Origin of the sequence: Pseudomonas chlororaphis, from assembly GCF_001921865.1 — a bacterium.
Classification (GTDB): domain Bacteria; phylum Pseudomonadota; class Gammaproteobacteria; order Pseudomonadales; family Pseudomonadaceae; genus Aquipseudomonas; species Aquipseudomonas chlororaphis_D.
On sequence record NZ_MSCT01000012.1, the window covers coordinates 76,830 to 103,640 of the forward strand.

Consider the following 26,811-nt stretch of genomic DNA (forward strand, 5'->3'; position numbering starts at 1 on the left):
CATGACCCTTGGCCTCAACCTCGACCGCGTCGCCCGTTGCTACCAGTCCGAGCTGCAACTGTTCGCCGAACGCCACCCGCGCTCCGCCGGTTTCTATCAGGAAAACCTCAAGCACTGGCTGTACGGCGCGCCGTTGCACTGGATGCAGCAATGGCCCGGGCTGTACCCGATCCTGGTGGCCGACGCCCAGGGCGCGACGCTGACCGACTGCGATGGCAACCGCTACGTCGACTTCGCCCTGGGCGACACCGGCGCCATGTTCGGCCATGGCCAGCCCGCCGTGGCCGAGGCCATCGGCCATCAGGCGCGGCACGGCTCGACCCTGATGCTGCCGACCGCTGACAGCCTGTGGGTCGGCAAGGAGCTGGTGCGGCGCTTTGGCCTGCCGTTCTGGCAGGTCACCACCTCCGCCACCGATGCCAACCGCTTCGTGCTGCGCCTGTGCCGGATGATCACCGGGCGGGAGAAGGTCCTGGTGTTCAACTGCAACTACCACGGCAGCGTCGACGAGTCCCAGGTCGAGTTCGCCGCCGATGGCCGGATGATTCCCCGCGAAGGCGTGCACGCCAACGGCTTCAAGCACGACGCCACCACCCGCCTGGTGGAGTTCAACGACCTGGCCGCCCTGGAAGCGGCGTTGGCCCATGGCGATGTGGCCGCGGTGCTGACCGAACCCTTCATGACCAACGTCGGCATGGTGCCGCCCGCCCCCGGTTTCCACGCCGGGCTGCGCGAGCTGACCCGGCGTTTCGACGTGCCGCTGATCATCGACGAGACCCACACCATTTCCTGCGGTCCCGCCGGCTACAGCGGCGAAAACGGCCTGCAGCCGGACTTCTTCGTGCTCGGCAAATGCATCGCCGGCGGCATCCCCACCGCCGTCTGGGGCGCCAGCCAGGCCATGGCCGAGCGGATCTGGCAGGTGCTGCCGCACTTCCAGCCCGGGCAGGCGATCAACCATTTCGGCTTCGGCGGCACCCTGGCCGGCAACGCCTTGCAGATGGCGGCCATGCGCGCGACCTTCAGCGAGGTCATGAGCGAAGCCAACTACGCGCACATGATCGCCCTGGCCGAACGCCTGCGCGACGGGGTCCAGGCGCTGATCGACAAGCATCGCCTGCCCTGGCACGTGACGCGGATCGGCGCGCGGGTCGAATACCTGTTCATGGACCGCGCGCCGCGCAACGGCGGCGAGGCCCACCACGCCCGCCACGGGCTGATCGAAGCCTACCTGCACCTGTACCTGCTCAACCGCGGGGTGTTGCTGACGCCGTTCCACAACATGGCGTTGCTGTGCCCGGCCGCCAGCACCGAAGACGTCGACCTGCACAACCGCCTGCTCGACGAGTGCCTGGCCACCGTCGCTCAAGGAGAACAGCCATGATCCTCGACCTCACCGGGCGGGTCGCCCTGGTCACCGGTTCCGGCCAGGGCATCGGCCGCGCCATCGCCCAGCTGTTCGCCGCCCGCGGCGCCAAGGTGCTGCTCGCCACCCGCAGCGAAGCCTCCGGCGCCGAAACCCTGGAGCTGATCCGCGCGGCCGGCGGCAGCGCCGAGTTGCAGGTGCTGGACCTCGGCACCCGGGCCGCGGCCAACCAGGCGGTGGCCGCCGCGCTGCGGGCCTTCGGCGGGCTGGACCTGCTGATCCACAACGCCGCGGTGTTTCCCATGCAGCCGCTTGCGCAACTGTCCGACGACATCCTGGAGACGACCCTGGCGGTGAACCTCAAGAGCTGTTTCTGGCTGACCCAGGCGGCGCTGCCGGCCCTGTGCCGGGCCGAACACCCGCGGATCGTCATCACCTCTTCGGTGACCGGGCCGCGCACGGCGATTCCCGGGCTGGCCCACTACGCCGCGTCCAAGGCCGGGGTCAACGGCTTCATCCGCGCGGCGGCCCTGGAACTGGCCGCCCAGCGGATCACCGTCAACGGCGTCGAGCCCGGCCTGATCGCCACCCAGGCCATGGCCAACCTCGGCGACTCGCCGGCCCTGGCCGGGAGCATCCCGCTCAAGCGCCTGGGCACCCCACAGGACATTGCCCACGCCATGCTGTTCCTGGCGTCCGAGCAGGCCGGCTACATCACCGGGCAGACCCTGGTCGTCGACGGCGGCGCCCTGCTGCCGGAGAACGCCCAGTTGGTTTGACCGGCAGGCCGCGCGGGCCTGGCGCTAGCGCCGGGCCCGTCGGGCGTGGGCCGGCAAGGCCAACAGTATGTCCACTGCCCGGGCGCTTTGCGTGCGCCCGACAAACAGCGCGCCGACGACGGGTATTGGCGAAGGCCGGACGCGATAGCGATTTTTTCGGTTGACTTAAAGTCAACTTCAACTTTTAGAGTCAGCGGCGCAGTCCCAGCCAGTCTTCGGAGAACGCCATGACGTCCACAAAACCAGCCCTCCAGGCGTATGCCCCGGCCGCTAGCGGGTATTGGCCCGCGGTGCTCAATGTGCTGTTTGCCGGTATCGCGGCCGCCCTGCACATCGGCAAGGCGACCATCGCCCTGCCGGAATTGCAGCACGAGTTCGGACGCTCCCTGGAGTCGCTGAGCTGGATCATTTCGGCCTTTCCCTTCGTCGGCGTGTTCGGCGGGATCGCCGCCGGCATCCTCGTCCAGCGCTGGGGCGACCGCTACCTGCTGGTGCTCGGCCTGCTGATCATGGCCGCCGCCAGCGCGCTGGGTTCCTGCCTGCACGACTTCCACGCCCTGGTGGCGACGCGCTTTGTCGAAGGCCTGGGGTTCGTCATCGTCGTGGTCGCGGCGCCGGCGGTGCTCAATCGCCTGGTGCCGGCTCCCCGGCGCAACCTGGCGTTCGGCATCTGGAGCACTTTCATGGCGTTCGGCATCGGCACTTCGCTGCTGTTCGGGCCGCTGCTGGGCGGCTGGCAACAGGGCTGGATCGCCGGAGCGGTCCTGACCCTGCTGGCGGCGCTGCTGTTGCCGCTGACCACCCCGCGAGACCCGCTGCCCCTGCGCCGCCAGGCGCAACCGGCCCTGCGCGACTCCCTGGGCAGCGTGCTGCGCGCCCGGCAGCCGCTGGTGATGGCGCTGATCTTCAGCGCCTACAACCTGCAGTTCTTTGCGGTCATGGCCTTTCTGCCGGTATTCCTCATGCAGCGCGTCGGCCTGTCGATCGCCACCGCGGGGCTGGTCAGCGCCGCGATCGTGGCGGTGAATATCGTCGGCAACCTCAGCGCCGGCCTGCTGCTGTCGCGCGGGGTCCGCCCGCAAACCCTGCTCGCCGGCACCAGCATCGTCATGGGGCTGTCCGGGATGGGGATCTTCCTGTCGATGACCCCCACCGAGCTGGTGATTCCGCTGTGTTTCTTTTTCTGCGCGGTGGCCGGCATGCTCCCGGCCACCATCCTCGCCAGCACGCCGCGGACTGCGCCGGAGCCGACGCTGATCCCGCTGTGCCTGGGGCTGGTCATGCAAGGCAACTACCTGGGCCAGGTTGTCGCGCCCATCGCCCTCAGCGCGGCCGTCGGCTATGCCGGCTGGTCCGCCCCGGCGGCGCTAGTGCTCGGCGCCGCGGTACTCGGCGTGGTCCTGGCGCTGCGGCTGAAAATACGGGCCTGAGCCGCCGCCCGGTTACGCCACGCTGAAGGCGGCGCCCCTAAGGCTGCAAGTGCTCCAGATAGGCCGCCAATACCTCGCCCTCGAACGCCGACTCACGCACACCACTGCCCTCGAGGAATGCCTCCACATGGCTGCGATCCCAGGTGTAGTTGTGCTGATAGAGCTCAAGAATCGACAGGCCTTCATGCATATCGTCCTTGAACAGCCCCAGCAAAGGATAAAGCAGGGCCTCGGGGTTGGTGTCCCAGAGCGCCACCCAGTCTTTATAGGGGATGACCGGAAGGTCCCGGCCATAATGCCTGCCGACCCGCTCGCAAAACGCCTTGAGCCCCAGATTCGTGCGGTCCGCCTGGCAGAGGTTGAACTTCTTGCCCAGGGCCTGGGGCTTGCGCGAGATCACCGCAATCGCCTCCACCATGAAGTCGACCGTGGTCAGCCCCTCGCGCATATCCTCAAGGTCAGGCACGGCGTTGTAGGCCAGGCAGGTCTGAATGAAGCGCCCCCACCATTGGTAATGCGCGCAAACCCCGGTGCGACTGTGGCAGGTGGCGTAAGCGAGGCGAAAGGTCATGAGCGGCAGGCCCTGTGAGGCGGCAAGGTCGGCTATTTTTTCCACCACCCACTTGCTTTGCACATAACCCAGGTCGCCCCGTACCGCGGCAAGGTTCTCATCGATATCGTCGGCCTCGTGGACCCGCCGCTTGCCGGTAAACCGATGCCCCCAGCTATAGACCGAGATCGTTGACATCAACATCAGCGGCTTGGTTTTTTTGGCCGCGCAAAACCTGATGATCTGCCGCGCGCCCTCCACGTTGGTTCGCTTCATATAGGAGTACGGCATGATGAAATTGACGGCGCTCGCGGAGTGATAGACCAGATCGACTATCTCGCAAAGCAAGCCATAGCTCTGCGGGTCCAGCCCGAGGTCTTCCTCCGGCAGATCGCAGGGATAGACGCGGATGCGCGACCAATCGCCCTCGCCGATCGGCACCTGATAGCGCTCGCTGATCTGCTGGATGCGCGCCAGGCCGGCGTTGGAGTTTTCGCAGCGCACTAGGCAATGCACACAGGCCGCGCTCGTGGCCAGCAACTGTTCGAGCAGGTGTATACCGACAAACCCTGTAGCGCCGGTGAGCAGGATGTGCCGCGGGTCCGTTAACTGGATCGGGTCGAGCGTCCCGAAAAACTCGCTACCGGCAGCCAGCGCCACATCGCCTTCGAAGGTCCCGGCGCAGTTGGTCGCGACGTTCGGTGCCGGATGGTGCGTGCGTCGGTGCAACTCGGCGGCAAGGTCCTTGAAGACCAGGTGTTCATAGATATCGCGGACAGACACCTTGATCTTGAAATGCTCCGACAAGGCCTTTGCCAACTCCGCGATCCGCAACGAGTGCCCTCCTACCTCCAGGAACCGGTCATTCGGCGCGAAATCGCCATGGCCAAGCAACCGGAACCAGACGCCGGCCAGGGCCCGCTGAGACTCGTCGGCAAAACGCTCGACATCCAGCGATGCAGGCGGCACATCCTTCAAGTACTCGAGCAGGGCCTGCTTGTCGGTTTTGCCATTGGCGTTACTGGGCAAGACGTCCAGGCAATAATATTTCTCCGGCAGCATGTAGTCGGGCAAATCCGCCTCGAGGCTGCGGCGCAACCCCGCGATCAAACGCCCGGAATGGGCCTGCTTGTCGCGCGGCACCACAAACGCCACCAGGCACTTCTCGGCTTGGGTCCCGGAGTCCTGCACCACGACGGCGACAGAACTGACGGGCGTCTCTTTCAGCAGGCGAGATTCGATTTCTCCGGTTTCCACCCGGTAGCCGCGTATTTTCACCTGGCCATCGATGCGCCCCAGGAACTGCAGGCTACCGTCCGCTAACAGGCGCGCCCGGTCGCCGCTCCGGTAAAGGCGGCACCCCAGCACGTCCGAATGGATGAAGCGTTCCGCCGTCAGCTCAGGTGCCCCCAGATACCCGCGCGCCAGGCAACTACCGGCGATACACAACTCCCCCACCTCGCCCGCCGCACGTTCCGCCAGTGCCTCGTCGAGGATATAGACCTTGCAGTTCGCTATCGGCCAGCCGATGGACGCCGGGCGATTCAGCCGCTTGCTCTCTACTGTTTTCGAGGTGACATAAATGGTCGCTTCGGTGGGCCCGTAACAGTCCACCAGGCGGTACGGCAGATGCTCGACCTCCACCGGATGAAGCTTCTCCCCCGCCGTATAAAGGCACTTCAGGCACAGCCCCTCAGGTTGCCTGGCGTTCAACAGGTCGTAGACCTTCAACGTCGGCACGAACCCGTGGGTAATCCGGTTCGTCGCGCAGAACTTCAAGAACTCGTCGCTATTGAGCAGCGACTCGTCGTCCAGCAGATAAAGACATGCCCCGGCAATCAGCGTCGACCAGATTTCCGATTGGCACAGGTCGAAACCGACGGAAGCCATCAACGTAGCGCGGCTGGAGGACGTAACGTCCAGGTTGGCATTGTGCTGCAGCATCAGCTCGGCCACCGAGTGATGCTCGATCATCACCCCTTTGGGCGCGCCGGTCGTTCCCGAGGTGAAAATCACGTACATGACGTCTTCCGGCTGGGCGCCCACCGGCTGCAACGTCAATGGTTCGGGGGAGCGCAACAGCGCGTCGACGGTGTGCACTTCGCACGACAGCAGCGGCAAGGTGTCGTACTCATGGGTAGACAGCACGAACGAGGCATTGCATTGCCTGGCGATATATTCCTTGCGGTTTTGCGGTAACCGTCGATCCACAGGAACGAAGGCGGCTCCGCTCTTGATCACCGCCAGCAAGGCGACCACCAGTTCGATGGAACGCTGCGCCTGGACCAGCACACAGTCGCCGCGCCCGATGTTGCGAGCCTGCAAACAGGCCGCGACCCTGGAGCTGTGAGCGTCCAACTGCGCATAACTAAGGCTCCGCGCAGCGTCTACAACAGCCAGTTGTCCAGGGTGTTCGATTACTTTCCGTTCAATCAGCTCAAGAATGGTATCCATCCCACATCTCCCTTTAGAACGCGTCATGCTCCAAGCTGTCCATTGGCTCATTCTTGTTCAGGGAACCGGGTTCATCCTCTTTATACCGCTGATTTTTATATTGTTTTGGAATCGACCCGAGCAGCGTCGTCTATATGAGGCCTTGAATCGTCATCGATATCCGGGCCGGCCAACACAGGCGCCTCGAGGCGCCCGTCCAGGCCGGTCGACCTCAGCTGCCGGTGCGGATCTTGTTCCACAAGCGGGTGCGGATCCGGTCGATGTTCAAGGGCATGGCTTCCAGGGCGAACAGCTTGCCCATCATGTCCGGGCTGGGGTAGACCTTGGTGTCGCTCTTGATGGCCGGGTCGACCAGGCTGTCGGCCTGCTGGTTGCCGTTGGCGTAGTGCACGTAGTTGGTGATCTCGGCCATCACCTGTGGGCGCAGCAGGTAGTTCATGTAGGCGTAACCGGCCTTCTCGTCCGGCGCGTCGTTGGGCATGGCCACCATGTCGAACCAGATCGGCGCGCCCTCCTTGGGAATCCCATAGCCGATCTGTACGCCGTTGTTGGCTTCCCTGGCCCGGCTTTCGGCTTGCAGGACATCGCCGGAGAAGCCCACCGCCACGCAGATATCGCCGTTGGCCAGGTCGGCCGTGTACTTGGACGAATGGAAGTAGGCGACATAGGGCCGGATCTTCAGCAGCAGCGCTTCGGCCTTCTTGTAGTCCTCGGGGTTCTTGCTGTGGTGCGGCAGGCCCAGGTAGTTGAGCGCCGCTGGCAGCAGCTCGGGGCCGTTGTCGAGGATCGCCACCCCGCACTTCTGCAACTTCTGCATGTATTCGGGCTTGAAGATCAGGTCCCAGGAGTCCACCGGGGCGTCATCCCCCAGCACCGCCTTGACCTTGGCCACGTTGTAGCCGATCCCGGTGCTGCCCCACAGGTACGGGAAGCCGTGCTCGTTGCCCGGATCGTTGACCTGCAACGCCTGGAGCAGCACCGGGTTGAGGTTCTTCCAGTTCGGCAACTGGCTCTTGTCGAGCTTTTTCAGGGCCCCGCCCTCGATCTGCCGGGCCATGAAGTGGTTGGAGGGAAACACCACATCGTAGCCGGAGCGGCCGGTCATCAGCTTGCCGTCCAGGGTCTCGTTGCTGTCGTAGACGTCGTAGCTGAAGCCGATGCCGGTTTCCTGCTGGAAGTTCTTCAGGGTGTCCGGGGCGATGTAGCTCGACCAGTTGTAGATCTTCACGGTCTCGGCCGCCTGGCTGAAGGAAGCCACCAGCAGCAACGGCGCGAACAGCGATAAAGCCTGGGTCTTACGGATCATTGGGCGATTCCTGTATGGGTTGTTGTTATTGGCAGGCAATCAAGGGATCAGAAGATCAAGACGTAGGTCTTGCGCACGGTTTCCTGGATGTCCCAGACCCCGGTGCTGTTGGCCGGCAACATCAGTGCATCGCCGGCTTCTATGAGCAGGGGTTCGCCGTTGTCCGGGGTGAAGGTGCAGCGGCCCTGGATGAAATGGCAGAACTCCTGGGCGACGATCTGCCGCCGCCAGCGCCCGGGGGTACAGGCCCAGATGCCGGTTTCGACGCCGTCGCCGCGTTCGACGCAGGTCACCGAGGTCACGGCGACCGGGCTGCCCAGGGGCACGGCCACCGGGGCCGTTTGTTCCAGGGTGGCGTGGGCGGTGTTCTTGAAGTGGGTGATGCTCATGGCGCTACCTGTGGGTGGGGAAAACTCAGTGCATCAGGCCTTCCATGAAGCCCGCCACGCCGCTGGCCAGCCGGCGCCGCCAGGGCGCCGTGGCCGGGTTGGCCAGGGTCCGGTCTTCATGGACGAAGCTGCGGATGATCGCGTTGTAGCCCAGCCAGCGGCACGGTTCCGGCTCCCAGGCGCGCAAGGCGTCGAGGCCGCCTTCGGGGATGACCCAGGGCTGGCGCGTCAGCTCACTGTCGCGCTCGAGAATCAGCGCGGCCAGGGTCCGTCCGCCGAGGTTGCTGGCGCCGACGCCTTCGCCGCCGTAGCCGCCGGACAACGCGATGCCCTGTCGGCGATCGCAGAGCATGTGCGGCTTGAAGTGCCGGGACATGCCCAAGTTGCCGCCCCAGGAATGGGTGATACGGACGTTTTTCAGCTGCGGGAACAGCTCGCTGAACAGGTAGCGCCGCAGCTCGACTTCGTCGCGGGTCAGCTCGAAATCGTGGCGCAGCTTGCCGGCGAAGCGGTAACCGCCGCGGGCGCCGAACACCAGGCGATTATCGGCGGTGCGCTGGCCGTAGGTGACTTGCCGGCTGCTTTCGCTGAACGCCTGGCCCCGGTCCAGGCCGATCTCGTCCCAGGTCGCCGCCGACAAGGGCTCGGTGGCCACCAGCAGGCTTTGCACCGGTAACTGGTAGCGGCCCAGGGGCGGCAGGGTCACCGAATACCCTTCCACCGCCGGCACCAGCCACTGGCAACGCACCCGCGCCTTGGCGGTTTGCAGGCTGCCGGACTGCCAATGGGCGACCGGGCTGTTTTCGTAGATCCGTACGCCCATACCCTCGACGACGCGCGCCAGGCCGCGCACCAGCTTCGCCGGCTGGAGGGTCGCGCAATGCGCTGCGTAGATGCCGCCATAGGCCTTGGCCACGCGGATCTGCTGCGCCAACTGTTCCGGGCTCAACCAGCGGTAGTCGCGCTCGTCCAGGCCCTGGGCGTACAGCCCTTGCAGGTAACGGCGCTGGGCGACTTCCTGCTCGGGATAACGCGCCGCGCAGTACAGTACCCCGCCCTTGCGGTAATCGCAGGCGATGCCTTCACGTTCGAGGACGCTGGCCACCTCATCCGGAATACCGTGCAGCAGGTCGAAGGCCGCGCGGCGCTGCTCGGGGTTCAGCCCGGCCAGCAACCGATCCTCGCCCAGCAGGTTGCCCATCAGCCAGCCGCCGTTGCGCCCGGAGGCGCCGAAGCCGGCAGTCTGCGCCTCGACGATGGCGATGTTCAGGGTCGGCGCCAGGCGCTTGAGGTAATAGGCGGTCCACAGCCCGGTATAACCGGCGCCGATGATCGCTACGTCGACCTCCAGATCCTGCTCCAGCGACGCCCGTGCCAGCAGCGGCTCGTCGAGCTGATCCATCCACAAACTGATAGTGCGCCACGCTGGCATACACGGACTCCGCCACCCGAACTTCGATGGCGCCGATCCTAGTGCCTGGGCTCAGGCGCTGTCTTGCGCGCGTGCACGCAAAGAAATTTGCCGCGCATAGGCCTTGGGCGACAGGCCGGTGTGTTGGCGAAAACAGCTGTAGAACGCCGACAGCGAGTTGAACCCCGCGGCGAACGCCAGCTCGTCGACACGCAGCGGCGGCGTGGCCTGGTCCAGCGCGGCCAGCAGATGCTGCAAGCGCGCCTGGTTCACATAACGGTAGAAACTCTGCCCCAGCACCTGATTGAGCAGGTAGGAAATCTGGTTGCGGCTGTAACCGCACTCGTTCGCCACCCGTTGCAGGTCCAGTTCCGGGTCGAGATACGGCTGCTGGCGCGAGAAGTACTGTTGCAGGTCCTCGGCCATGAAGCTCAACTGCCGCGGCGACAGGCCCAGGCGGCTGACCGCCGGCCGTGCGCCGCCACCGGCCTTGCTCGGCGCCGGCTCACGCACCAGCGAGGCGTATTCGTTGACCCGCCAGACCAGGCCGTCGCGCACGGTGATCGCCTCGCTGGCGCGAAACGACACCAGCCCCTGGCCGCCGCGCAGGGTCACCCGGTACTGGATGAACGCGGTATTGCCGTCCAGGCGGATGCGGTCGCTGTGTTCCAGGGCTTCGTCGGGTGCCCGGGGCATGCTGTTGCGCACGTATTCGCGCAACTCGTCCAGCCCCAGGGTGCGGTTCTGGAAAAAGTCGTAGTACTGGATGTCCGGGTGATACAAGGCCATGACGCCATCGAGGTCGCGGTGCTTCCAGCACAGGTGATAGCGCATCACGGTCTCGCCGGTGGCCTGGGTGTGCGCCGGGCCATCATCAGAGGCAGGCATAGGGTACTCGGAGAGGAAAAATCCCAGCTTGCCGAAGTTCGCCCGGCGCTTCAATGGCCAAGACAGGGCCCCTGGATACTGGCGCTTTGCCAAAGCCGGCGCCGGAAATGCCCCGCATCAAAAAAGTGCGACGCAATCGCCAAACGGCCTGAAAAAAAACCTCGGCTGTCATGCGCCGGTGCTATTTTTACAAGCTCCACCGGTTGGGCCAGCGAAGGCCTTTCCGTACCTACCGCGAGCACAAGGAAGCGCTCAATGAATCAAGGTGGGCCACCCATGAATAGAGTCTGTGCCAGCAAAGTCACCTTTCCCAACGCCTGCCAGCTGATGCGCTGGCATTTTCACCCCATGGGCTTCGAAGCCAGCATGGATGCGCCCGGCAGCATGATCGCCCGGCTCTTCGATCGTGCCAGCGGCGAAACCATGATCGCCATCGCCGGCATCCCCTGCGCCACCGTGATGAATGCCGCCGATGTCGAGCGAATAATCGAGGCCGTGGAAGACGAGCTGGAAGCCTTCATGCCGCCGCTTGCCCTCAAGGCCTAGGGTCGTCCATCCCTGGCGTCCCGGCTGTCGTTCCCAAGCCCGCCCCGCGCGGGCTTTTTCAGGCCCGCAGATCGGCGAAGAACGGCTTGTCCCGGGGAATCCGGTCCGACGCCTTGGGCGCGTTCGCCGCCTGGGTGTCGGGACGGTCCACATACCAGTAGCAATGTTTCACCGCCCGGGTGATGCCGACATAGGCCAGGCGCAGGGTCTCGTCCTTCTGCGCGTTGTCGTAGGGCTCGCTATCGCCGTCCTCGCCCAACCCGGCCATGCGGTAGACCTGGTTCTTGTAGGGCGAACTACTCAGGTGCTGGCAGTCGCCTAGCAGGAAAACCGCATCCGCCTGCAGACCCTTGGCGCTGTGATAGGTCAGTTGTTTGAGCCGTCGCTCCTCGATTGGCAACCTAGAATCAACATTAACTACAGGAAAAATACTTTCTTCTATCAATGACTTATCGATACTTTTTCGAAACAACATCAAGATCGAGTCGCCGTTCCGATAATGCTCCGCCAGTCGCGCCGCCAGCCCCTGGTCGTCGCGATCCAGGACATTCACCGGCCGTACTTCCTTGGGCTCACCGCTGGCCTTGGCCTTCTTCCCGGCAATCGCCGGCGCCGCGCGGACGATGTGTTCCGCCGCATCGATGATGTGCTGGTGGCTACGGTAGTTCTCGCTGAGCATCACCCGGGTGGTGGCCGGCGACGGGAATTCCTTGTTGAACTCCATGAAGTACTTCGGCGAACTGCCCCGCCAGCCGTAGATCGACTGCCAGTCGTCGCCCACGCAGAGCAGCGACGAGCGTTGCGCGCCCCGCCCGACATGCATGGCCGGCCCGCGACTGCGGATTTCCCGCAGGCTGGCGCGAATCCAGGAGACGATCTGCGGCGAGACGTCCTGGAACTCGTCGATCATCAGGTGCGACATCGGCCGCAGCCGCTCATCGCTGAGCAGCTTGAAGTTTTCCGGGGTGCTCTCGCCGAACAGCGCGAACATGCGGTTGTAGCTCATGATCGGCGGCGACTGGTCCAGCAGGTGGTCGTCCAGCGCGCGCCAGAACAGGCTCAGGGCCTCGAAGAAATGCCGGTCCGGGTCGTCCCGGGGAAACATCATCTGCCCCACGGCCACCGACACGTCCAGCCCCAGGTTCTCGATAAACCCGGCCGCCGCGACAAAACAGTCGAGCAGCGGCGCCGACGCCAGCTCGCCCTTGAGCTTGTAATCGAAACCCGGGCCGGCGCTGGCATCGCCGGCCAGGGACGACAGGACGCGCTTGGCCGACTCGTAATTATCCAGCCAGATGATGGGCTTACGGCAGAAAGCTTGAAACAGCGTACGTTTGACCGCCCACTCCGCGCGCACCGACAGCTTCGAGCCGGGGCGGCTCAACTGCGGGTTTTCCCGAGAGTCGAAGCCCAGCACCACCCAGGCATCCAGCTCGGCGGCATAACCGTGGCAATGGAAACGCGCGCCGTTGATCTCGAACGTTTGCCGGTTCGGCTCGATGCCCTTGATCGGCCAGGCCCCGGCGCGAAACCACAGGTCTTCCAGGGTGTCGCACAGCTCTTCGTCGCGCTTGGCGGCCAATTCGGTCACGGCTACGCGTTTTTGCACGTCCGGATGGTCGCGCTCCAGCTCCTTGAGCTGCAGGGCATGACGCAACAGCGGTTTGATGGTTTCGCGAAAACGCCCATCGCGCTGATGCAACCCGTGATAGCAGGCATTCAGGTGCTTGCGCTGGGCATCGTTGATCCGCAGGTCGAAGGGGTTGCTGTCGACCTCCAGCTCGCCCTGCGCCGGGCGGTCGCTGAGGTTCTCGAACGCCTGCAGACGCTCGAAGCCCGGCAGGCTGCGGACCATCGGCAGAATGCGCGAATGGAAGGTCCGCACCAGGTCGCGCGCATCCTTCAGGCCCAGCGGCTCGCCCCAGAGCGCGAACACCTCCAGCAGCTTGGCGATGAAGTCCTTGCGCGACTCGCGGGTGAAGGTCACCACGGTCATGGAGTCGAGCTCGAACCCCAGGTAGTGCTTGAGCAGCAGGATCCGCAGCACCAGGGAGGTCGACTTGCCAGCCCCGGCACCGGCGATCACCGAGGTCGACGGGGTTTCGCTGAAGATCATCTTCCATTGCGCGGTGCTGGGCTGGGCATGCGCCGGCAGCAGGCGCGCGACGTCGGCCTTGATGCGTTTCTTCAGTTCGGCGCCCAGCGGCAGGCGCCAATCGTCGAACAGCTGGTCGTCGACCCCGGGCGCCGGATGCTCGGTCGAGCGGCTGTCGCGGATCAGCAGCACCTGGCGCCCCTGCTCCAGCCCCTCGGCCTTGCCCTCCTGGTAGCCGTACTCCACCCCGGCGGTATGGCCGCTGCGGAAGCCGTCCGCCTGACCATGCAACCAGGAAGCGCGGTGCTGGGCATGCAGGCGACTGAGGCCGAGGCCGAAAAAACGCGCCGCCAGGCGCTTGAGCAGCGGCATTTCGGCCAAGGGCAACAGTTGCGGAGGAAGATCGGGGCTGTCTTGCGGCACGCTGACTCCAGGGTATGAGGCTGCATGGAAATATAGGGCGTCTATGGTCGCCTCATTTGTCGCTGACTTCTAGTGAAATGCTTACAGGTCATTCGCTTAGGCGATGAACTGAATGTAGAAACCTCGCAACTAAACATCTAATTAATAGATTGGATTACGGCATTTTTTGCGCTTTTTATCGATGCTTAGCTGATAGATCATAATCGCCATCAATCACCGGTCTCGTTCTGCGGCTCAACCCAAGCGCCCCATGACGAACCCTGACAGGAGACGATCATGCTTGAACTCAGACCCTTCAAATCCCTGGGCGGTGCCCATCACGGCTGGTTGGATGCCCATCACCATTTTTCGTTCGCCGAGTACTACGACCCCAAACGCATGAACTGGGGCAACCTGCGCGTGTGGAACGACGATGTGATCGCCCCTGGCACCGGTTTCCCGCAGCACCCGCACCGGGACATGGAGATCATCACTTACGTGCGTGAAGGTGCGATCAGCCACCAGGACAACCTGGGCAACAAGGGCCGTACCGAAGCGGGCGATGTACAGGTGATGAGTGCCGGCACCGGCATCGCCCACAGCGAGTACAACCTGGAAGCCGGGGAAACCAAGATCTTCCAGATCTGGATCATCCCCAACGAGGCCGGCTCCGCGCCGTCCTGGGGCGCCAAGCCGTTCCCCAAAGGCCAGCGCGAGGGTTTCGTGACCCTGGCCAGCGGCAAGCGAGGCGACGACCAGAGCCTGCGGATCCGTGCCGACGCGCGCCTGGTAGCCGCCAACCTGAAGGCCGGCGAGTCGGCTGAGTACCCGCTGGACAACGGGCGCCGGGCCTACCTGGTACCGGCTACCGGGGTCATTGAAGTCAATGGCTTGCGCGCCGAAGCTCGAGACGGCGTCGCGGTCCAGGACGAGCGCCTGCTGCGGGTCACGGCCATCGAAGACAGCGAAATCGTCCTGGTGGACCTGGCTTGAGGCGTTAACGGCAATAAATAAAAAGGGGCGACCAGACGGTCGCCCCTTTTTATTTACCCCTGTAGGAGCGAGCAAGCTCGCTCCTACACAAAAGGCTCAGGCGCTGATCGCGCCGTCCACCAGGGTTTGCGCTTCCTGCACCAGCTGTTTCAGATGATCGTCGCCGATAAAGCTCTCGGCGTAGATCTTGTAGATATCCTCGGTACCCGACGGACGCGCCGCGAACCAGCCGTTCTCGGTCATCACCTTGAGGCCGCCGATCGCCTGGTCGTTACCCGGCGCATGGCTGAGGATCTTCTGGATGCGTTCGCCGGCCAGCTCGGTCGAAGTCACCTGTTGCGGCGACAGCTTGCCGAGCAGCGCCTTCTGCTGCGGGTTGGCCTTGGCGTCGACGCGCACCGAGAACGGCTCGCCCAGCTCGTCGCACAGGGCGCGGTAGGCCTGGCTCGGGTCGCGACCGGTGCGCGCGGTCATTTCCGCCGCCAGCAAGGCGGGAATCAGGCCGTCCTTGTCGGTGCTCCAGACGCTGCCGTCCTTGCGCAGGAACGAGGCGCCGGCGCTTTCTTCGCCGCCAAACCCCAGGGAACCGTCGAACAGGCCGTCGGCGAACCATTTGAAGCCCACCGGCACTTCGTACAAACGGCGGCCCAGACGTGCCGCCACGCGGTCGATCAGGCCGCTGCTGACCACGGTCTTGCCCACGGCCGCGTCGGCGCGCCACTGCGGACGGTTCTGGAACAGGTAGTCGATGGACACCGCCAGGTAGTTGTTCGGCGCCAGCAGGCCGCCCGTCGGGGTCACGATGCCATGGCGGTCGTGGTCCGGGTCGCAGCCGAACGCCACGTCGAAACGATCTTTCAGGCCGATCAGGCCCTGCATCGCGTGGCTGGAGGATGGGTCCATGCGGATCTGGCCGTCCCAGTCGACGCACATGAAACGGAACGTCGCGTCGACTTCCTTGTTCACCACGTCCAGGTCCAGGCGATAGTGCTCGGCAATCGCCGACCAGTAGCGCACCCCTGCTCCGCCCAGCGGATCGACGCCCAAGCGCAGCTTGGCGTTGCGGATGGCGTCCAGGTCGATGACGTTGATCAGGTCGGCGACGTAGCTGTTGAGGTAATCGTGGCGGTGGGTGGTGTCGGCTTTCAGCGCCTGCTCGTAGCTGATGCGCTTGACCCCGGCCAGTTTATTGGCCAGCAGTTCGTTGGCCTTGGCTTCGATCCACTTGGTGATATGGGTGTCGGCCGGCCCGCCGTTGGTGGGGTTGTACTTGAAACCTCCGCTTTGCGGCGGGTTGTGCGACGGGGTAATGACGATGCCGTCGGCCAGGCCGCTGGTGCGGCCGCGGTTGTAGCAGAGAATCGCGTGGGACACCGCCGGCGTCGGGGTGTATTCATCGCCCGCGGCGATCATCACGGTCACGCCGTTGGCGGCCAGCACTTCCAGGGCGCTGGCCCCGGCCGGCGTGGACAGCGCGTGGGTATCGATGCCGACGAACAACGGGCCGTCGATGCCCTGGGACTGGCGGTACAGGCAGATCGCCTGGCTGATGGCCAGGACATGCCATTCGTTGAAACTCAGGTCGAACGAGCTGCCGCGATGCCCCGAGGTGCCGAAGGCGACACGTTGGGTAGAGACGGCGGCATCGGGCTGGCCGGTGTAATAGGCCGTTACCAGTCGCGGAATGTCGACCAGCAGTTCGATCGGTGCCGGCTTGCCCGCAAAAGGACTGAGTGTCATGCAAAACCTCGGAAAAGGATGGTTCGGTGAGTGCTGCGCAGTTTACTGGCAGTTTGACCGCAGCGCGACGGGATCTATCCGTGCCGAAATCGACAGAATCCACTGTCGCGGCCATGAAAAAGCCCCCTATCGATCGATAGAGGGCTGGAGGGGGTTGCGCGGGACGCCCGAGGCGTCGTGCAGCGGCGTCAGGCGGGCTCGACCTGCAGTGCCACCCGCTCGCGACAAGGGCATTCGTCCATGTAGCGGTGGGCCTCGACGAACTCGTCGAAGCCGAAGACCCGGGTCTTGAGTGGCAGCAGGACCCGATCTGCCGTCAGCTGGTTGATGTCGCGCAAGGCACGCTGCAACGCCACCTGGTCCTGGATGATGCCCAACTCCGGCTTGCCGGTGAAGTTGCCGATGCAGTGCACGAAGAACTGGATGTTCTTCTGGAACGCCGCGCAGGCCGGGAACGGCGTCTGGTTGCCGCCCTGCAGGCCGTACAGCACCAGGCTGCCGCGTGGCGCCAGGACATCGCCGAGCATCGACATCTGTGGACCGCCGAGGCCGTCGAACACCACGTCGACGCCGCGGTTGTCGGTGAGCTTGTTGATCTGCATGAGCAGGTCCTGCTCTTCGGTGACGATGACTTTATCGGCCCCCAGGGACAGCAGGTATTCACGCTCTTCAGCGGTCTTGGTCGCCGCGATCACCCGCACCCCGAGCGCCTTGCCCAGCTGGACGAAGGACGGACCGGCGCAGTGGCTGGCATCGGTGACCAGGGCGAATTGCCCGGGCTTGACCCGCGCCAGGTCGACATAGGCGAAGTACGCCATCAGCAGCGGCGTGTAATGCACGGCGGCTTCGATAGGGCTGAGCAGGTCGGGGTAGCGGGTCAGCGCCGAGCGCGGCAGGACGATCTGCTCGCCGTAGACCGGATAATCGTTCGGGCTTTCGGCCGGGAAGCTGGCGACCTTGTCGCCGACGGCCAAGTCGTCGACACCTTCGCCGACCGCCGTCACCACGCCGGCCATCTCATGGCCAAGGCCGGACGGCAGGCGGGCATGGGAGGACGCCAGGTTCTGGCGCCAGAGTACGTCGTACCAACTGATGCCGATCGCTTCGACACGCACCTGCACTTCGCCCGGCGCAGGCAGAGCGGCCGCATGCTCTTCGCACTTGAGCACCTCGGCCGGACCAAACTTGTGAAAACGGATCGTGCGGGACATCGCAAACCTCGTCAAAGTAACCTCTAATGCCATGAACTCTATCTGGGCTTTCTGGCCAAGACCATCAGCGGCCATTAATAGTCGACATGCCTGTCATTGATTCCGCGGCCCCTGAAACGACGCCAAACGGCGTGCCAGAGCAAGGGCGCGCTTACAGGAAAAAACAATTAGCCGGTGCAGAGTAGCAGCCTTTCCCCGTAAGATTCATGCCGGCCATTGTTCTCATATGGCCGTTCTCGTCAAGTTTGCTGACTCTGCCAGGACTCAAGATGAATCGTAATGACCTGCGTCGTGTCGACCTGAACCTGTTGATCGTGTTCGAAACATTAATGCATGAACGCAGCGTGACCCGGGCGGCGGAGAAACTGTTCCTCGGCCAGCCGGCCATCAGTGCGGCACTGTCGCGCCTGCGCAGCCTGTTCGACGACCCGTTGTTCGTGCGCACCGGGCGCAGCATGGAACCTTCGGCCCGGGCGGTGGAAATCTTCGCCCTGCTCTCGCCTGCCCTCGACTCGATCTCCACCGCGGTCAGCCGCGCCGCCGAATTCGACCCGGCGACCAGCACCGCGGTGTTCCGCATCGGCCTGTCCGACGATGTCGAGTTCGCCCTGCTGCCGATGCTGCTCAAGCGCCTGCGCGCCGAAGCACCGGGGATCGTGCTGGTGGTGCGCCGCGCCAACTACCTGCTGATGCCGGCGCTGCTGGCCTCTGGGGAAATCTCGATTGGCGTCAGCTACACCCAGGACCTGCCGGCCAACGCCAAGCGCAAGGTGCTGCGCCGCAGCCTGCCCAAGCTGTTGCGGGCCGACAGCATGCCGGGCGCCCTGAGCCTCGACGACTTCTGCGCCCGCCCCCATGCGCTGGTGTCCTTCGCCGGCGACCTCAGCGGCTTTATCGACGAGGAACTGGAAAAGCTCGGGCGCAAGCGCCATGTGGTACTCGCCGTGCCGCAATTCAACGGCCTGAGCACCCTGCTGACCGGCACCGACATCGTCGCCACCGTGCCGGACTACACTGCCGACGCCCTGACCGCTGCCGGCGGCGTGCGCGCCGAAGACCCGCCCCTGCCGACCCGCAGCTTCGAACTGCACATGGCCTGGCGCGGCTCCCAGGACAACGACCCGGGCGAACGCTGGCTGCGTTCGCGGATCCAGATGTTTTTTGGCGATCCGGACAGCCTCTGAAGGCCTCACCTACAAAAAATCCGATGCCTTCCGGCATCGGATTTTCATTGTTTGCCCTTGGCGATCAAGTCAATAGGCTTGACGGTCGAGCATCCGGCACGTCTGCCGGATGTCTCCTTGACCGAGCGCTAGTGGGCGGTCTGCGGGTGGGACTCATCCTGCGTTGAGGGGGACAGCTTGCCGCCGTTGATCAACGGCCCGTAACGCCGGCTGAACTCCTGGTTGTAGGCCACATGGTCCTTATTGAACCCGTTGTCCCAGTTGACCGACCAGGTCATCAGGCCCTTGATCGACACCCCTTTGGCATAGAGGCGTTTGAACGCGTTGGAAACGGTCGTCGGGTTGACCACGTATCCGGTGGCAGCGGCATCGACGTTGGCAGGCAGGCCAATGACGAATTTGTCAGCCGCAATCTTGGTGAAACCGCGAGTACCACTCACCAGGCTTTCGGTCAGGTAATAGAGGAAGTCCTCTTTCATGGCATCGTTGTTCTGGGCGATCCAGGCCCCCTTGCCGTTGTTGGCCTCCTGAACCCAGAGGCCGTCGCCGCCCTGATTGTAGAACTGCGGCGCGATGAAGTCGTAGTAGCCCTCCAGGGCCTTGAGGTAGTCGACGTATCGACCGGCGGTGGTCAGGTAGGGGAACTCCGGCGCCATGCTGATGATGAAATGCTTGCCCTCGCCGGCATAGTGATCCTTGACCAGCTTCAACGCGGCAGGCAGGACGGTCTTGTTGCTGGCGAAGTCAATCGCGCTCTGTTCAAGATCGATGTCCAGCCCGTCAAAGCCGTAGGTTTCCACCAGGCGGATGATTTCATTGGCCAGAGGCTGTTCGTGGCCCGGGTTCAATGCGATATGAGCGTCAGCGCCCCCCAGGGACATCAGCACCGCCCTGCCCTGGCTGTTCAGCACGCCCACCTGGCGACGAAACTCGGCATCGGACAGGTTGTACGGCTTGAACGTCGGAATACCGCTGCCTTTCATGAACGCCACGGCCACCACGTTGTAGTCCCGGGGCACATCCTCCAGGTTCATATTGGCAAACTGCCCGCGCTGGTAGCCGTCCGAGGGGCCGGCCGGCCAGTTGTGCCAGTAGCCCATGAGGATTTTCTTGCCATCCAGGCTCGGCATCCGCGACGCGGCATCATCCTGCGGCGCTTTCAGTTGGGTAAAGTCAATCTTTGACATGTTCTAATCCTTCAGAACGTTTGGAGGGTCCGCAGACTTATTTAAAGTCGACGTCGAAGGCCTGATAGAAAGCATTGCCGGTATTGGCCACGATCCACATCAGGACAATCACGTGGCGGCCCTTTTTATTGGCAGGCAGTTTCACTTCGTGATCGACCTTGGCCTTCAATTCGCCGGCATGGCTGTAGTAAGGCACCTGCTGATAGAAGTCCTCGGCGAAAGGTTGAGCTTCCAGTTGTGCGCGGGTGATGCGCTGTTTCGGATCCCAGCCGTCCTTGGTGATCAGCCAGCGATAGCCACGGGTGGTATGCGGCGCGGTGTACTGCCAGGTCACCTTGAAGATCTGACCGGGCTCGACGTTGAGCATCGGCCAGGTGAAGGCGCGGCCGAGCTTCTTGCTCATCTCCTCATCGGTGAAGTTGACGCAGTCCCGGGGATCGCTCTTGCCACCGCTGAGGATGAAACCATCGGCCGGCGGCACGTCGCTTGGGTTGTCCGTGTTGAACGGTGCAGGGAACGGACCGGCAGCCAGGGCCGGGAAGTTCTTGCCGCCCTCCATCTCATTGACCTGCCAGCTGCCCAGCAGGCCCAGGTCGATGGCGACTGCGCCGCGGGAGGCTGGGGAGGTGACGCGACCGTGGCGAAGCGGCGATTGGGTTTGTGGTTTGTTCATGTTTATTGCTCCATTGATTTAAGAAACTCTCCCTTTCCAAAGGAGAGGTCTGCAAATTAACCGAGCTGGATTTTCTGTCCACGTGCCCATTTTTCGTTCTGCATCGCGCTAGCAGAGGAATCGCCCGAAAATACTGGATATATAACCAGTATATCCGAAATTTTCCTACCCACCCTGAAGCAAAAGTCCTACATGCTCAGGCGGCGCTTGTCAGTGTCAGGGTCAAGCACAAATAAAGATCCGCCCCTCAGTCCCCACTAAGTTTCGTTCCTTACCTTCTTCCCGGCGTCTGCCACAGCGAAGCGCCAGGCCTGGGCTTCACGCTGGGCGCGGTGATCTTCGCCGGCCTGATTGCCGCCACCCTGATGACCTGGCGCCTGGGGATCAACTCGGTGCTGACCTTCTGGGTCGCCTGCATCCTCACCCGCCCCTTCTCCGCCACCATCGGCACCGCCGCGTGGGTGTTGCCCGAGGTGAAGTTGGGGAAAATCAACGCAGACGATGCGCAGCCCTTCAAGCCCATGCACCTTGAGGCGCTTGTCGACCACCGATGTCTGCTCAGCCTCTGAAACAAGCCATCGCGTCGCCCCGACTCGACGCACGCAAGCCACGTACAAACAAAGATGCCGCTCAACGAGCGGCATTCTTGTTTGGGGTGCCGGGTGATTGCAGAAACCTGAATCAGCGACCGAACGTTGCGCCCGGCCCCAGGCTCACTGATGGCCTCGGCCGGCCAGGCCGGCATCGAGGAAGTTGCTCCTCGCGCCACTCTTGAGAAGGGAGGGGTTGATGCCGAACTGCTTGCGAAAGGCGGTGGCGAAGTGGCTGGCATTGGCGTAGCCCAGGTCCGAGGCAACCCGCATCACCGACTCGTCGCCCTCCAGCAACCGGCTGCGCGCCTGGATCATGCGCGCCTGCTGGAACACTCCGTAGACGCTGTTGTAGAACAGCTGGCGAAACCCGCGGGTCAGCTTCGGCTGGCTCATGCCCGACTCGCGGGCCAGCTCCGACAGGCTCGGCGCCTTGCCGAGGTCGGCCAGCAGGCGTTCGCGGGCGCGTAGCAGGCGCTGGCGGTCGATGTGGCTGACCCGGCACGTGCAGCCCAGGTTGCGCCGGGCTTCCAGGAAAAGGCTGACCAGGGTCACGCTCTGGCCGTACAGCCACAGGCTGCTGCGCGGCTGGCCCATGGACAGCTCGGGGCCCTGGTCCATGGCATTGCATAGCAAATGCGCGGTGGCGCTCATTTCGCCGCTGCGGTGGCCATCGAGAAAACAATGGTCGCAGGCCAGCGCGCTGTGCAGGGCCGGATCGATCTCCAGTTCCCATTGGGCCAACAACTCGGGGTGAATCATCACGGTGATGTTGTCGATCTCGCCCTGCTGGTGATACAGGCCCTGGCGGCTGCGGCCGAAGCTGATGCTGCCGGCGCCTTCGTTGATCGCGAAGCGGCGCTGCCGGCGACCGTCGCGAAAGCTGCAATAGGCCTTGCCCTTGAGCAGGTGGGTAAAACTGAAGTGGATACGCTCGCTGTCGTCATGCAACGGCAGCGCCACGGGCTGCTCGAACGTGCTTTGCCAACGCACGATATCCAGCCCTCCCTGCAGGGTCACCCGGGTCACCCGACACTGCGTGCCCGGGCCGAACTCCCCTCCATAACCATTGGCGATAATCCGTGAGACCGGCATGGGTTCCCTCGCCTCCTCCTGAACAGCCGACATCTTGAATCTCCTTGCTGATCGGATACGGCTCGAATCAGACCACATTGGGGCAGATGGACGCAATTGATAATCAATAGCATTACAAAGCATCACAATTGCTTTCCAGTCGCCGTCGCCCGCCGCGACGCGCATTGCCCAACACCTCAGCCAAGGCCCCATCATGTCTGCACGATGCTACTCGACGGCCAGCCGTCGATCACCGCAATCACGTTATACTATAACAATAATACTCGGTTGCACACTCAGTCATCCGACATTCGCCGACACGGCCAGCGAGCCCTTGCAACTGCCGGCCTCGACCGTCACCGCGCGGATGGAACAGGAAGACCCGAAGGACGTGCCCATCAGCCTCAGCGTCATCGACGGCGAACAACTGCGCACGCAACGCCTGGACACCCTGGAAAGCGCGCTGCGCAACACCGCCGGGGTCAACGTCAACTCTTCCGGCGGGCCCAATGACTTCAACGTGCTGATCCGCGGCGTGGGCTCGCTGTACCAGATGTCGATGGATGACAGCTCGGTGGCGTTCAATATCGACGGTGTGCCGGTGTCGTCCCGCAGCCTGGGGTTCGAGACCCTGGACGTCGACCGCATCGAAGTGCTCAAGGGCCCCCAGGGCACCCTGTCCGGCACTATCGGCCAGGCCGGCGCGGTCAATATCACCACCCGCCAGCCCACCCGCGAACTGGAAGGTTATGTGCGCGGCGAAGTCGGCCAGGAGGGCCAGTTCCTGACCGAAGGCGCGGTGGGCGGCCCCCTCGGCGAGCGTCTCAGCGGCCGGTTGGCCATACGCCGCGCGGGTTACGACAGCTGGATCGACAACGACCAGACCAACCACCCCATCACCAAGCCGCGCAACGAAGCCTACCGCGGTAGCCTGCTGTGGGACCTCGACGATGACACCCACGTGCTGTTCAGCGCCGAGCGGCAGAAGACCAAGCGCGCCACCAATTCCCTGGTGCTGCGCCCGTACGGCTCCGACCCCGGCCTGGACCTTACGCCCGGCCTGTTCGACGACAACTACAAGACCACCGAGCGCTACGCGATCAAGCTCGAGCATGACTTCGCCAACAGCCGCCTGACCTCCACCACCGCCACGTCCACCGCGGACTTCGAAGGCCTGATCGCCTACGACAGCAAACTCATGGGCGCGCTCTATGGCACCCCCAACGAGTACTGGGTGGTGGACAAGTCCTTCGAGCGCAGCTGGAGCCAGGACGTGCACCTGAGCTCCCTGCCTGACGCCGAGGTGTTCTGGGTCACGGGCCTCGCCGCCACGCGCAACGAGCGCAGCTACGACACCCCGCGCAATACCTACGGCACCTCCAGCGCCAAGTTCCGCGACTTCACCACGACCACCTATGCCGGCTACGGCGAAGTCACCTTCCCGCTGACCGAACGCCTGAAGCTGACCACCGGCTACCGCCACTCCTGGGACCGCAAGACCTATGACGGCGAGTATTTCGCCGGCAGCGCCGCGGTCGACGACCCGCGCAAGCTGACGGACCACTACGGCACCGGGCGCGCGGCCCTGAGCTATGCGCTGACCCCGCAGACCAATGTCTACGTGCAATGGGCACGGGGCTACAAATCCGGCGGGTTCAACGACTATGCCTCGCAGGTCAGCGACAGCGAGCCCTACAAAGCCGCGGTCAGCAACGCCGCGGAACTGGGCTTCAAGAGCGAAACCGACGACCGCCGCGGCAGCCTCAACGGCGCGCTGTTCTACACCCGCGTCCACGACGACCACCTGATGGGGTACGACGCCGCGACTTTCGCCACCAACGCGTTCAATGCCGACACCCGCACCCGGGGCGCCGAGCTGGAAGGCGCCTGGCGCTTCGACCACGGCCTGACCCTGGCCGCCAGCGCCACCTACCTCGACGCCAAGATCACCAGCGCGGTGCACGGCATCCAGGCCGGCGATGTCGCCGCGGGCAACCGCACCCCGGACGTGCCGCGCTGGAGCGGCAATTTCAACGCCAGCTGGAAACACCCGCTGGGTACCGTCGCCAGCCTGGGCGAAACCACCTTGAACACCAGCCTCAACTACCGCCTGGTGGGCGAACGCGCGGCCGATCCGCAGAACCATTTCAACCTGGACAACTACGAGAAGCTCGACCTGCGCGCCGGCCTGGAAAGCCGCTTCGGCGAGGTCTACGCCTATGCCGACAACCTGCTCAACCAGACCTACGACACCTACGGCTTCTATAGCGATCCGGTGGCCTATGGCGCGCCCGCGCGCCGCCGCACGCTGGGCGTCGGCTACACCTACTCGTTCTGAAGCGCCCGGGGAGCAGGCGCGCCTGCTCCCACACGCGCCGTATCAGAACGAATAGCTGTAACCCACCCCCGCCGACCGCCCGCGCGCCGGCATCCCGGTCGTCACCTGGGCGGTGGAATACGAGCCATACAAGTCGTAGCGCGCATCCAGCAGGTTGTCTCCCCACAGGTAGACTTCCGAGCCACCGCTTTCCACGCCCAGGTGCAGGTCCAGCTTGGCGTAGCCGCTGAGGTCGTAGTGATTCTGCGGGTCCGCTGGGCGGTTCTTCTGCAACCGGTAATTGAGCAGCGTGTTCAGCCGCGGCGCCGGCAAGCCCAGCAGGTACGGCAAGTCCTTCTTCCAGGCCACGCTGAAATTGCCGCTCCACAACGGCACGTCCGGCACCCGGTTGCCCGCGGCCACATCGCCACCGGACACCCCCGGTGCGTCGGACGTCACCACCGCGTTGGTGTAGGTCACGGCGCTGCTCAGGGTCAGTTCATCGTTGACATGCCAGGTACTCGACAACTCGGCGCCCTTGCTGCGGGTGTCGGCGTTCACCGCGCTGACCGCCAGGGTGTTGAAGTCGTACCCCAGCAAGTGGTCGTCCTCGACACGGGTGATGAACAAGGCGCCTTCCAGGCTCAACGCGCCGCCCTCGCTTTCATGCTTGAAACCCAGCTCGGCGGAATTCACCTTGGCCGCCTTGTACGGCTCGCTGTCCTTGACCGAGGTGGCGTAATCGTTGAAACCGGCCGACTTGTAGCCGCGGGAAAGCACGGCGTAGAGGTTGGTCTGCGGGGTCAGCGCGTAGGCCAGCGCCACCCGCCCGGTGCTGTAGTTGTCCTGCAGGCGCCGGCTGTCGCCGGTCACGCTGCCCGCGCTGGAATAGTCGGCGCCATAGGTCTTGCGGTCCCAGGTGTGACGCAGGCCGGTGGTGAGCTTCCAGTCTTCGGCGATCGGGAACGTGACCTCGCCGTAGGCCGCGTAGCTGTTGGTGGTGAAGTCGCGACGCTGCTGGGCGCCGTTGGTGAAGTTGTCGGAATCGAAACTGCGCTCGGAACGCGAGAGGTTCAGCCCGGAAACCCAGAACACATCGGCCTCCGGCAGCGAGCCCAGGCGCAGGTCCTGGCTCCAGACGCGCTCGTGGGCCGAGTCTTCGATCAGGTATTCGGAGGGCGACCCGTACAGCGCGCGCGTGATGTTGCGGTCGTAGCCCTTGACCGCGTTGAGGTCGGTGCTGGTGTAGGCGCTGACGGAGGTGATCCGCGCTTGCGCCAGGTCGTGGTTGAGCTCGAACGAATAGCGCTCGTTGGTCTTCTGGTTGCCGTCGAAGGTCCCGGGGGTGTAGTCCAGACTCGGGCGGTTGCCGAAGGGCCGGAGTATTTCCAGGCCGGCGTAGTGTTCGGCCCGCTGGCGTTCGGCGACCAGCAGCCCGGTGGTGCCGGCGTCGTTGTCCCACAGCAGGCTGCCGCGCAAGGCCAGGTCCCGGGGCTTGGTCAGAGGGTCGCCATCCTGCTGGTCGTCGACCCAGTTGTCGAAACCGCTGCGGCGCACCGCGATGCGCCCGGCCAGCGTCTCGGTCAACGGCCCGCCTACCGCTCCTTCCGTCATGAACTGGCCGTCCTGGCCGGCTTCACCGCGCACGTAACCTTCCAGCTCACGGGTCGGCTTGCGGGTGGTCACGTTGATCGCCCCGGCCTCGCTGTTGCGGCCGAACAAGGTGCCCTGCGGCCCCTTGAGCACTTCCACCTGCTGCACGTCCAGGGTGGCCATGGCCGCGTTGCGCACCGACATCGGCACCCCGTCGACGTTCAGCACCACCGAGCCGTCGTCCATGCTCATCTGGTTCAGCGAGCCGACGCCGCGAATCCGCACGTTGGCGTCGTTGGCGCCGCCCCACGAATTGACGTCGACGCCGGGGGTGGTGCGCAACGCGTCCTCGAGGGTGCGCAAGCGCCGGGTTTCCAGGGTCTGCCCATCGATCACCGACAGGCCGAACGGGATGTCCTTGGCGCTTTCCTGGTTCAACCGGGCGCTGACCGTCAGCGGCGCCAGTTCGACCGTTTCCGGGCTGGCCTGATAGTCAGCCGCGAAGGCCGTGCACACCTGGCTGGACAGGGCCAGCCCCAAGGCTTGGGTCAGGACGTTGACGCGCCAGCCCTCCGGTCGGCGTAACGGTTTGAGTGACAATCGAGCAGGCATGCAAGGCTCCAGGGATATGAG

18 protein-coding genes and 2 pseudogenes are annotated in these 26,811 nt (G+C 64.3%); 7 read left to right on the forward strand and 13 right to left on the reverse strand.

Annotated elements, in window-relative coordinates; translation table 11 throughout:
- Position 1: 1 nt before the first annotated feature.
- The 3 genes from BTN82_RS15790 (at position 2) to BTN82_RS15800 (ending at position 3,575) form a co-directional block, all read left to right on the forward strand.
- Positions 2 to 1,384, forward strand: coding sequence for an aspartate aminotransferase family protein (locus BTN82_RS15790; RefSeq protein WP_075120065.1), 1,383 nt, complete (start codon positions 2 to 4; stop codon positions 1,382 to 1,384).
- A complete protein-coding gene (locus BTN82_RS15795; protein WP_075120066.1) occupies positions 1,381 to 2,145 on the forward strand; it encodes an SDR family oxidoreductase in 765 nt (254 codons plus the stop codon). The genes BTN82_RS15790 and BTN82_RS15795 overlap by 4 nt, the downstream gene beginning before the upstream one ends.
- Before the next feature lie 227 nt (positions 2,146 to 2,372).
- Entirely contained in the window at positions 2,373 to 3,575 is a 1,203-nt protein-coding gene (locus BTN82_RS15800) for a CynX/NimT family MFS transporter (RefSeq protein WP_075120067.1), read from the forward strand.
- A 37-nt stretch (positions 3,576 to 3,612) separates the two neighbouring features.
- On the opposite strand, the gene BTN82_RS15805 is transcribed toward BTN82_RS15800, so the two are convergent.
- The 5 genes from BTN82_RS15805 to BTN82_RS15825 form a co-directional block, all read right to left on the reverse strand.
- Entirely contained in the window at positions 3,613 to 6,579 is a 2,967-nt protein-coding gene (locus BTN82_RS15805; protein ID WP_075120068.1) for an amino acid adenylation domain-containing protein, read from the reverse strand.
- Between the two features lie 211 nt (positions 6,580 to 6,790).
- Entirely contained in the window at positions 6,791 to 7,885 is a 1,095-nt protein-coding gene (locus tag BTN82_RS15810; RefSeq protein WP_075120069.1) for a polyamine ABC transporter substrate-binding protein, read from the reverse strand.
- Between the two features lie 47 nt (positions 7,886 to 7,932).
- Complete coding sequence (locus tag BTN82_RS15815; RefSeq protein WP_075120070.1) at positions 7,933 to 8,274, reverse strand: cupin domain-containing protein; 342 nt, start codon at positions 8,272 to 8,274, stop codon at positions 7,933 to 7,935.
- A 25-nt stretch (positions 8,275 to 8,299) separates the two neighbouring features.
- Positions 8,300 to 9,706 carry an NAD(P)/FAD-dependent oxidoreductase gene (locus BTN82_RS15820; RefSeq protein ID WP_075120071.1) on the reverse strand — a complete coding sequence of 469 codons (1,407 nt, stop codon included), beginning with the start codon at positions 9,704 to 9,706 and terminating at the stop codon, positions 8,300 to 8,302.
- A gap of 51 nt (positions 9,707 to 9,757) precedes the next feature.
- Entirely contained in the window at positions 9,758 to 10,573 is an 816-nt protein-coding gene (locus BTN82_RS15825; RefSeq protein WP_075120072.1) for an AraC family transcriptional regulator, read from the reverse strand.
- Positions 10,574 to 10,849: 276 nt separating this feature from the next.
- Between BTN82_RS15825 and BTN82_RS15830 the strand changes: the two genes are divergently transcribed.
- Positions 10,850 to 11,119, forward strand: a complete 270-nt coding sequence (locus tag BTN82_RS15830) for a DUF1652 domain-containing protein (protein ID WP_075120073.1) — start codon at positions 10,850 to 10,852, stop codon at positions 11,117 to 11,119.
- 58 nt (positions 11,120 to 11,177) lie between these two features.
- Here BTN82_RS15830 and BTN82_RS15835 read toward each other — a convergent pair whose 3' ends face one another.
- A complete protein-coding gene (locus BTN82_RS15835; protein ID WP_075120074.1) occupies positions 11,178 to 13,637 on the reverse strand; it encodes a UvrD-helicase domain-containing protein in 2,460 nt (819 codons plus the stop codon).
- Between the two features lie 276 nt (positions 13,638 to 13,913).
- Between BTN82_RS15835 and BTN82_RS15840 the strand changes: the two genes are divergently transcribed.
- Positions 13,914 to 14,609 carry a pirin family protein gene (locus BTN82_RS15840; RefSeq protein ID WP_075120075.1) on the forward strand — a complete coding sequence of 232 codons (696 nt, stop codon included), beginning with the start codon at positions 13,914 to 13,916 and terminating at the stop codon, positions 14,607 to 14,609.
- Positions 14,610 to 14,705: 96 nt separating this feature from the next.
- On the opposite strand, the gene pgm is transcribed toward BTN82_RS15840, so the two are convergent.
- The gene (gene pgm, locus BTN82_RS15845; protein ID WP_075120076.1) at positions 14,706 to 16,349 is read right to left on the reverse strand and encodes a phosphoglucomutase (alpha-D-glucose-1,6-bisphosphate-dependent); all 1,644 of its coding nucleotides are present in this window, start codon (positions 16,347 to 16,349) and stop codon (positions 14,706 to 14,708) included.
- A gap of 188 nt (positions 16,350 to 16,537) precedes the next feature.
- On the reverse strand, positions 16,538 to 17,560 hold the full coding sequence (locus tag BTN82_RS15850) for a zinc-dependent alcohol dehydrogenase family protein (protein ID WP_075120077.1): 1,023 nt from the start codon (positions 17,558 to 17,560) through the stop codon (positions 16,538 to 16,540).
- Between the two features lie 269 nt (positions 17,561 to 17,829).
- On the opposite strand from BTN82_RS15850, the gene BTN82_RS15855 reads away from it, so the two are divergent.
- Complete coding sequence (locus tag BTN82_RS15855; protein ID WP_075120078.1) at positions 17,830 to 18,744, forward strand: LysR family transcriptional regulator; 915 nt, start codon at positions 17,830 to 17,832, stop codon at positions 18,742 to 18,744.
- A 176-nt stretch (positions 18,745 to 18,920) separates the two neighbouring features.
- On the opposite strand, the pseudogene BTN82_RS15860 reads toward BTN82_RS15855, so the two are convergent.
- The 4 genes and pseudogenes from BTN82_RS15860 to BTN82_RS15875 form a co-directional block, all read right to left on the reverse strand.
- Positions 18,921 to 19,931: pseudogene (locus tag BTN82_RS15860) on the reverse strand (chitinase); the annotation flags it as partial.
- Positions 19,932 to 19,968: 37 nt separating this feature from the next.
- On the reverse strand, positions 19,969 to 20,604 hold the full coding sequence (locus BTN82_RS15865; protein ID WP_075120080.1) for a lytic polysaccharide monooxygenase auxiliary activity family 9 protein: 636 nt from the start codon (positions 20,602 to 20,604) through the stop codon (positions 19,969 to 19,971).
- Between the two features lie 427 nt (positions 20,605 to 21,031).
- Positions 21,032 to 21,161 (reverse strand): annotated as a pseudogene (locus BTN82_RS31695) (GMC oxidoreductase); the annotation flags it as partial.
- Positions 21,162 to 21,317: 156 nt separating this feature from the next.
- Positions 21,318 to 22,322 (reverse strand): helix-turn-helix transcriptional regulator, encoded by a 1,005-nt coding sequence (locus tag BTN82_RS15875; RefSeq protein ID WP_075120082.1) that lies wholly within the window; start codon positions 22,320 to 22,322, stop codon positions 21,318 to 21,320.
- A gap of 280 nt (positions 22,323 to 22,602) precedes the next feature.
- On the opposite strand from BTN82_RS15875, the gene BTN82_RS15880 reads away from it, so the two are divergent.
- Complete coding sequence (locus tag BTN82_RS15880) at positions 22,603 to 24,606, forward strand: TonB-dependent receptor (RefSeq protein WP_261792983.1); 2,004 nt, start codon at positions 22,603 to 22,605, stop codon at positions 24,604 to 24,606.
- Between the two features lie 42 nt (positions 24,607 to 24,648).
- Here BTN82_RS15880 and BTN82_RS15885 read toward each other — a convergent pair whose 3' ends face one another.
- The gene (locus BTN82_RS15885; protein WP_075120083.1) at positions 24,649 to 26,790 is read right to left on the reverse strand and encodes a TonB-dependent receptor; all 2,142 of its coding nucleotides are present in this window, start codon (positions 26,788 to 26,790) and stop codon (positions 24,649 to 24,651) included.
- Between the last annotated feature and the right edge of the window lie 21 nt (positions 26,791 to 26,811).

Excerpts from the sequence above, each read along its gene's own strand:
- BTN82_RS15790 (WP_075120065.1), top strand. The coding sequence starts at position 2 with ATGACCCTTGGCCTCAACCTCGACCGCGTCGCCCGTTGCTACCAGTCC.
- BTN82_RS15795 (WP_075120066.1), top strand. The coding sequence starts at position 1,381 with ATGATCCTCGACCTCACCGGGCGGGTCGCCCTGGTCACCGGTTCCGGC.
- BTN82_RS15800 (WP_075120067.1), top strand. The coding sequence starts at position 2,373 with ATGACGTCCACAAAACCAGCCCTCCAGGCGTATGCCCCGGCCGCTAGC.
- BTN82_RS15805 (WP_075120068.1), bottom strand. The coding sequence starts at position 6,579 with ATGGATACCATTCTTGAGCTGATTGAACGGAAAGTAATCGAACACCCT.
- BTN82_RS15810 (WP_075120069.1), bottom strand. The coding sequence starts at position 7,885 with ATGATCCGTAAGACCCAGGCTTTATCGCTGTTCGCGCCGTTGCTGCTG.
- BTN82_RS15815 (WP_075120070.1), bottom strand. The coding sequence starts at position 8,274 with ATGAGCATCACCCACTTCAAGAACACCGCCCACGCCACCCTGGAACAA.
- BTN82_RS15820 (WP_075120071.1), bottom strand. The coding sequence starts at position 9,706 with ATGCCAGCGTGGCGCACTATCAGTTTGTGGATGGATCAGCTCGACGAG.
- BTN82_RS15825 (WP_075120072.1), bottom strand. The coding sequence starts at position 10,573 with ATGCCTGCCTCTGATGATGGCCCGGCGCACACCCAGGCCACCGGCGAG.
- BTN82_RS15830 (WP_075120073.1), top strand. The coding sequence starts at position 10,850 with ATGAATAGAGTCTGTGCCAGCAAAGTCACCTTTCCCAACGCCTGCCAG.
- BTN82_RS15840 (WP_075120075.1), top strand. The coding sequence starts at position 13,914 with ATGCTTGAACTCAGACCCTTCAAATCCCTGGGCGGTGCCCATCACGGC.
- pgm (WP_075120076.1), bottom strand. The coding sequence starts at position 16,349 with ATGACACTCAGTCCTTTTGCGGGCAAGCCGGCACCGATCGAACTGCTG.
- BTN82_RS15850 (WP_075120077.1), bottom strand. The coding sequence starts at position 17,560 with ATGTCCCGCACGATCCGTTTTCACAAGTTTGGTCCGGCCGAGGTGCTC.
- BTN82_RS15855 (WP_075120078.1), top strand. The coding sequence starts at position 17,830 with ATGAATCGTAATGACCTGCGTCGTGTCGACCTGAACCTGTTGATCGTG.
- BTN82_RS15865 (WP_075120080.1), bottom strand. The coding sequence starts at position 20,604 with ATGAACAAACCACAAACCCAATCGCCGCTTCGCCACGGTCGCGTCACC.
- BTN82_RS15875 (WP_075120082.1), bottom strand. The coding sequence starts at position 22,322 with ATGTCGGCTGTTCAGGAGGAGGCGAGGGAACCCATGCCGGTCTCACGG.
- BTN82_RS15885 (WP_075120083.1), bottom strand. The coding sequence starts at position 26,790 with ATGCCTGCTCGATTGTCACTCAAACCGTTACGCCGACCGGAGGGCTGG.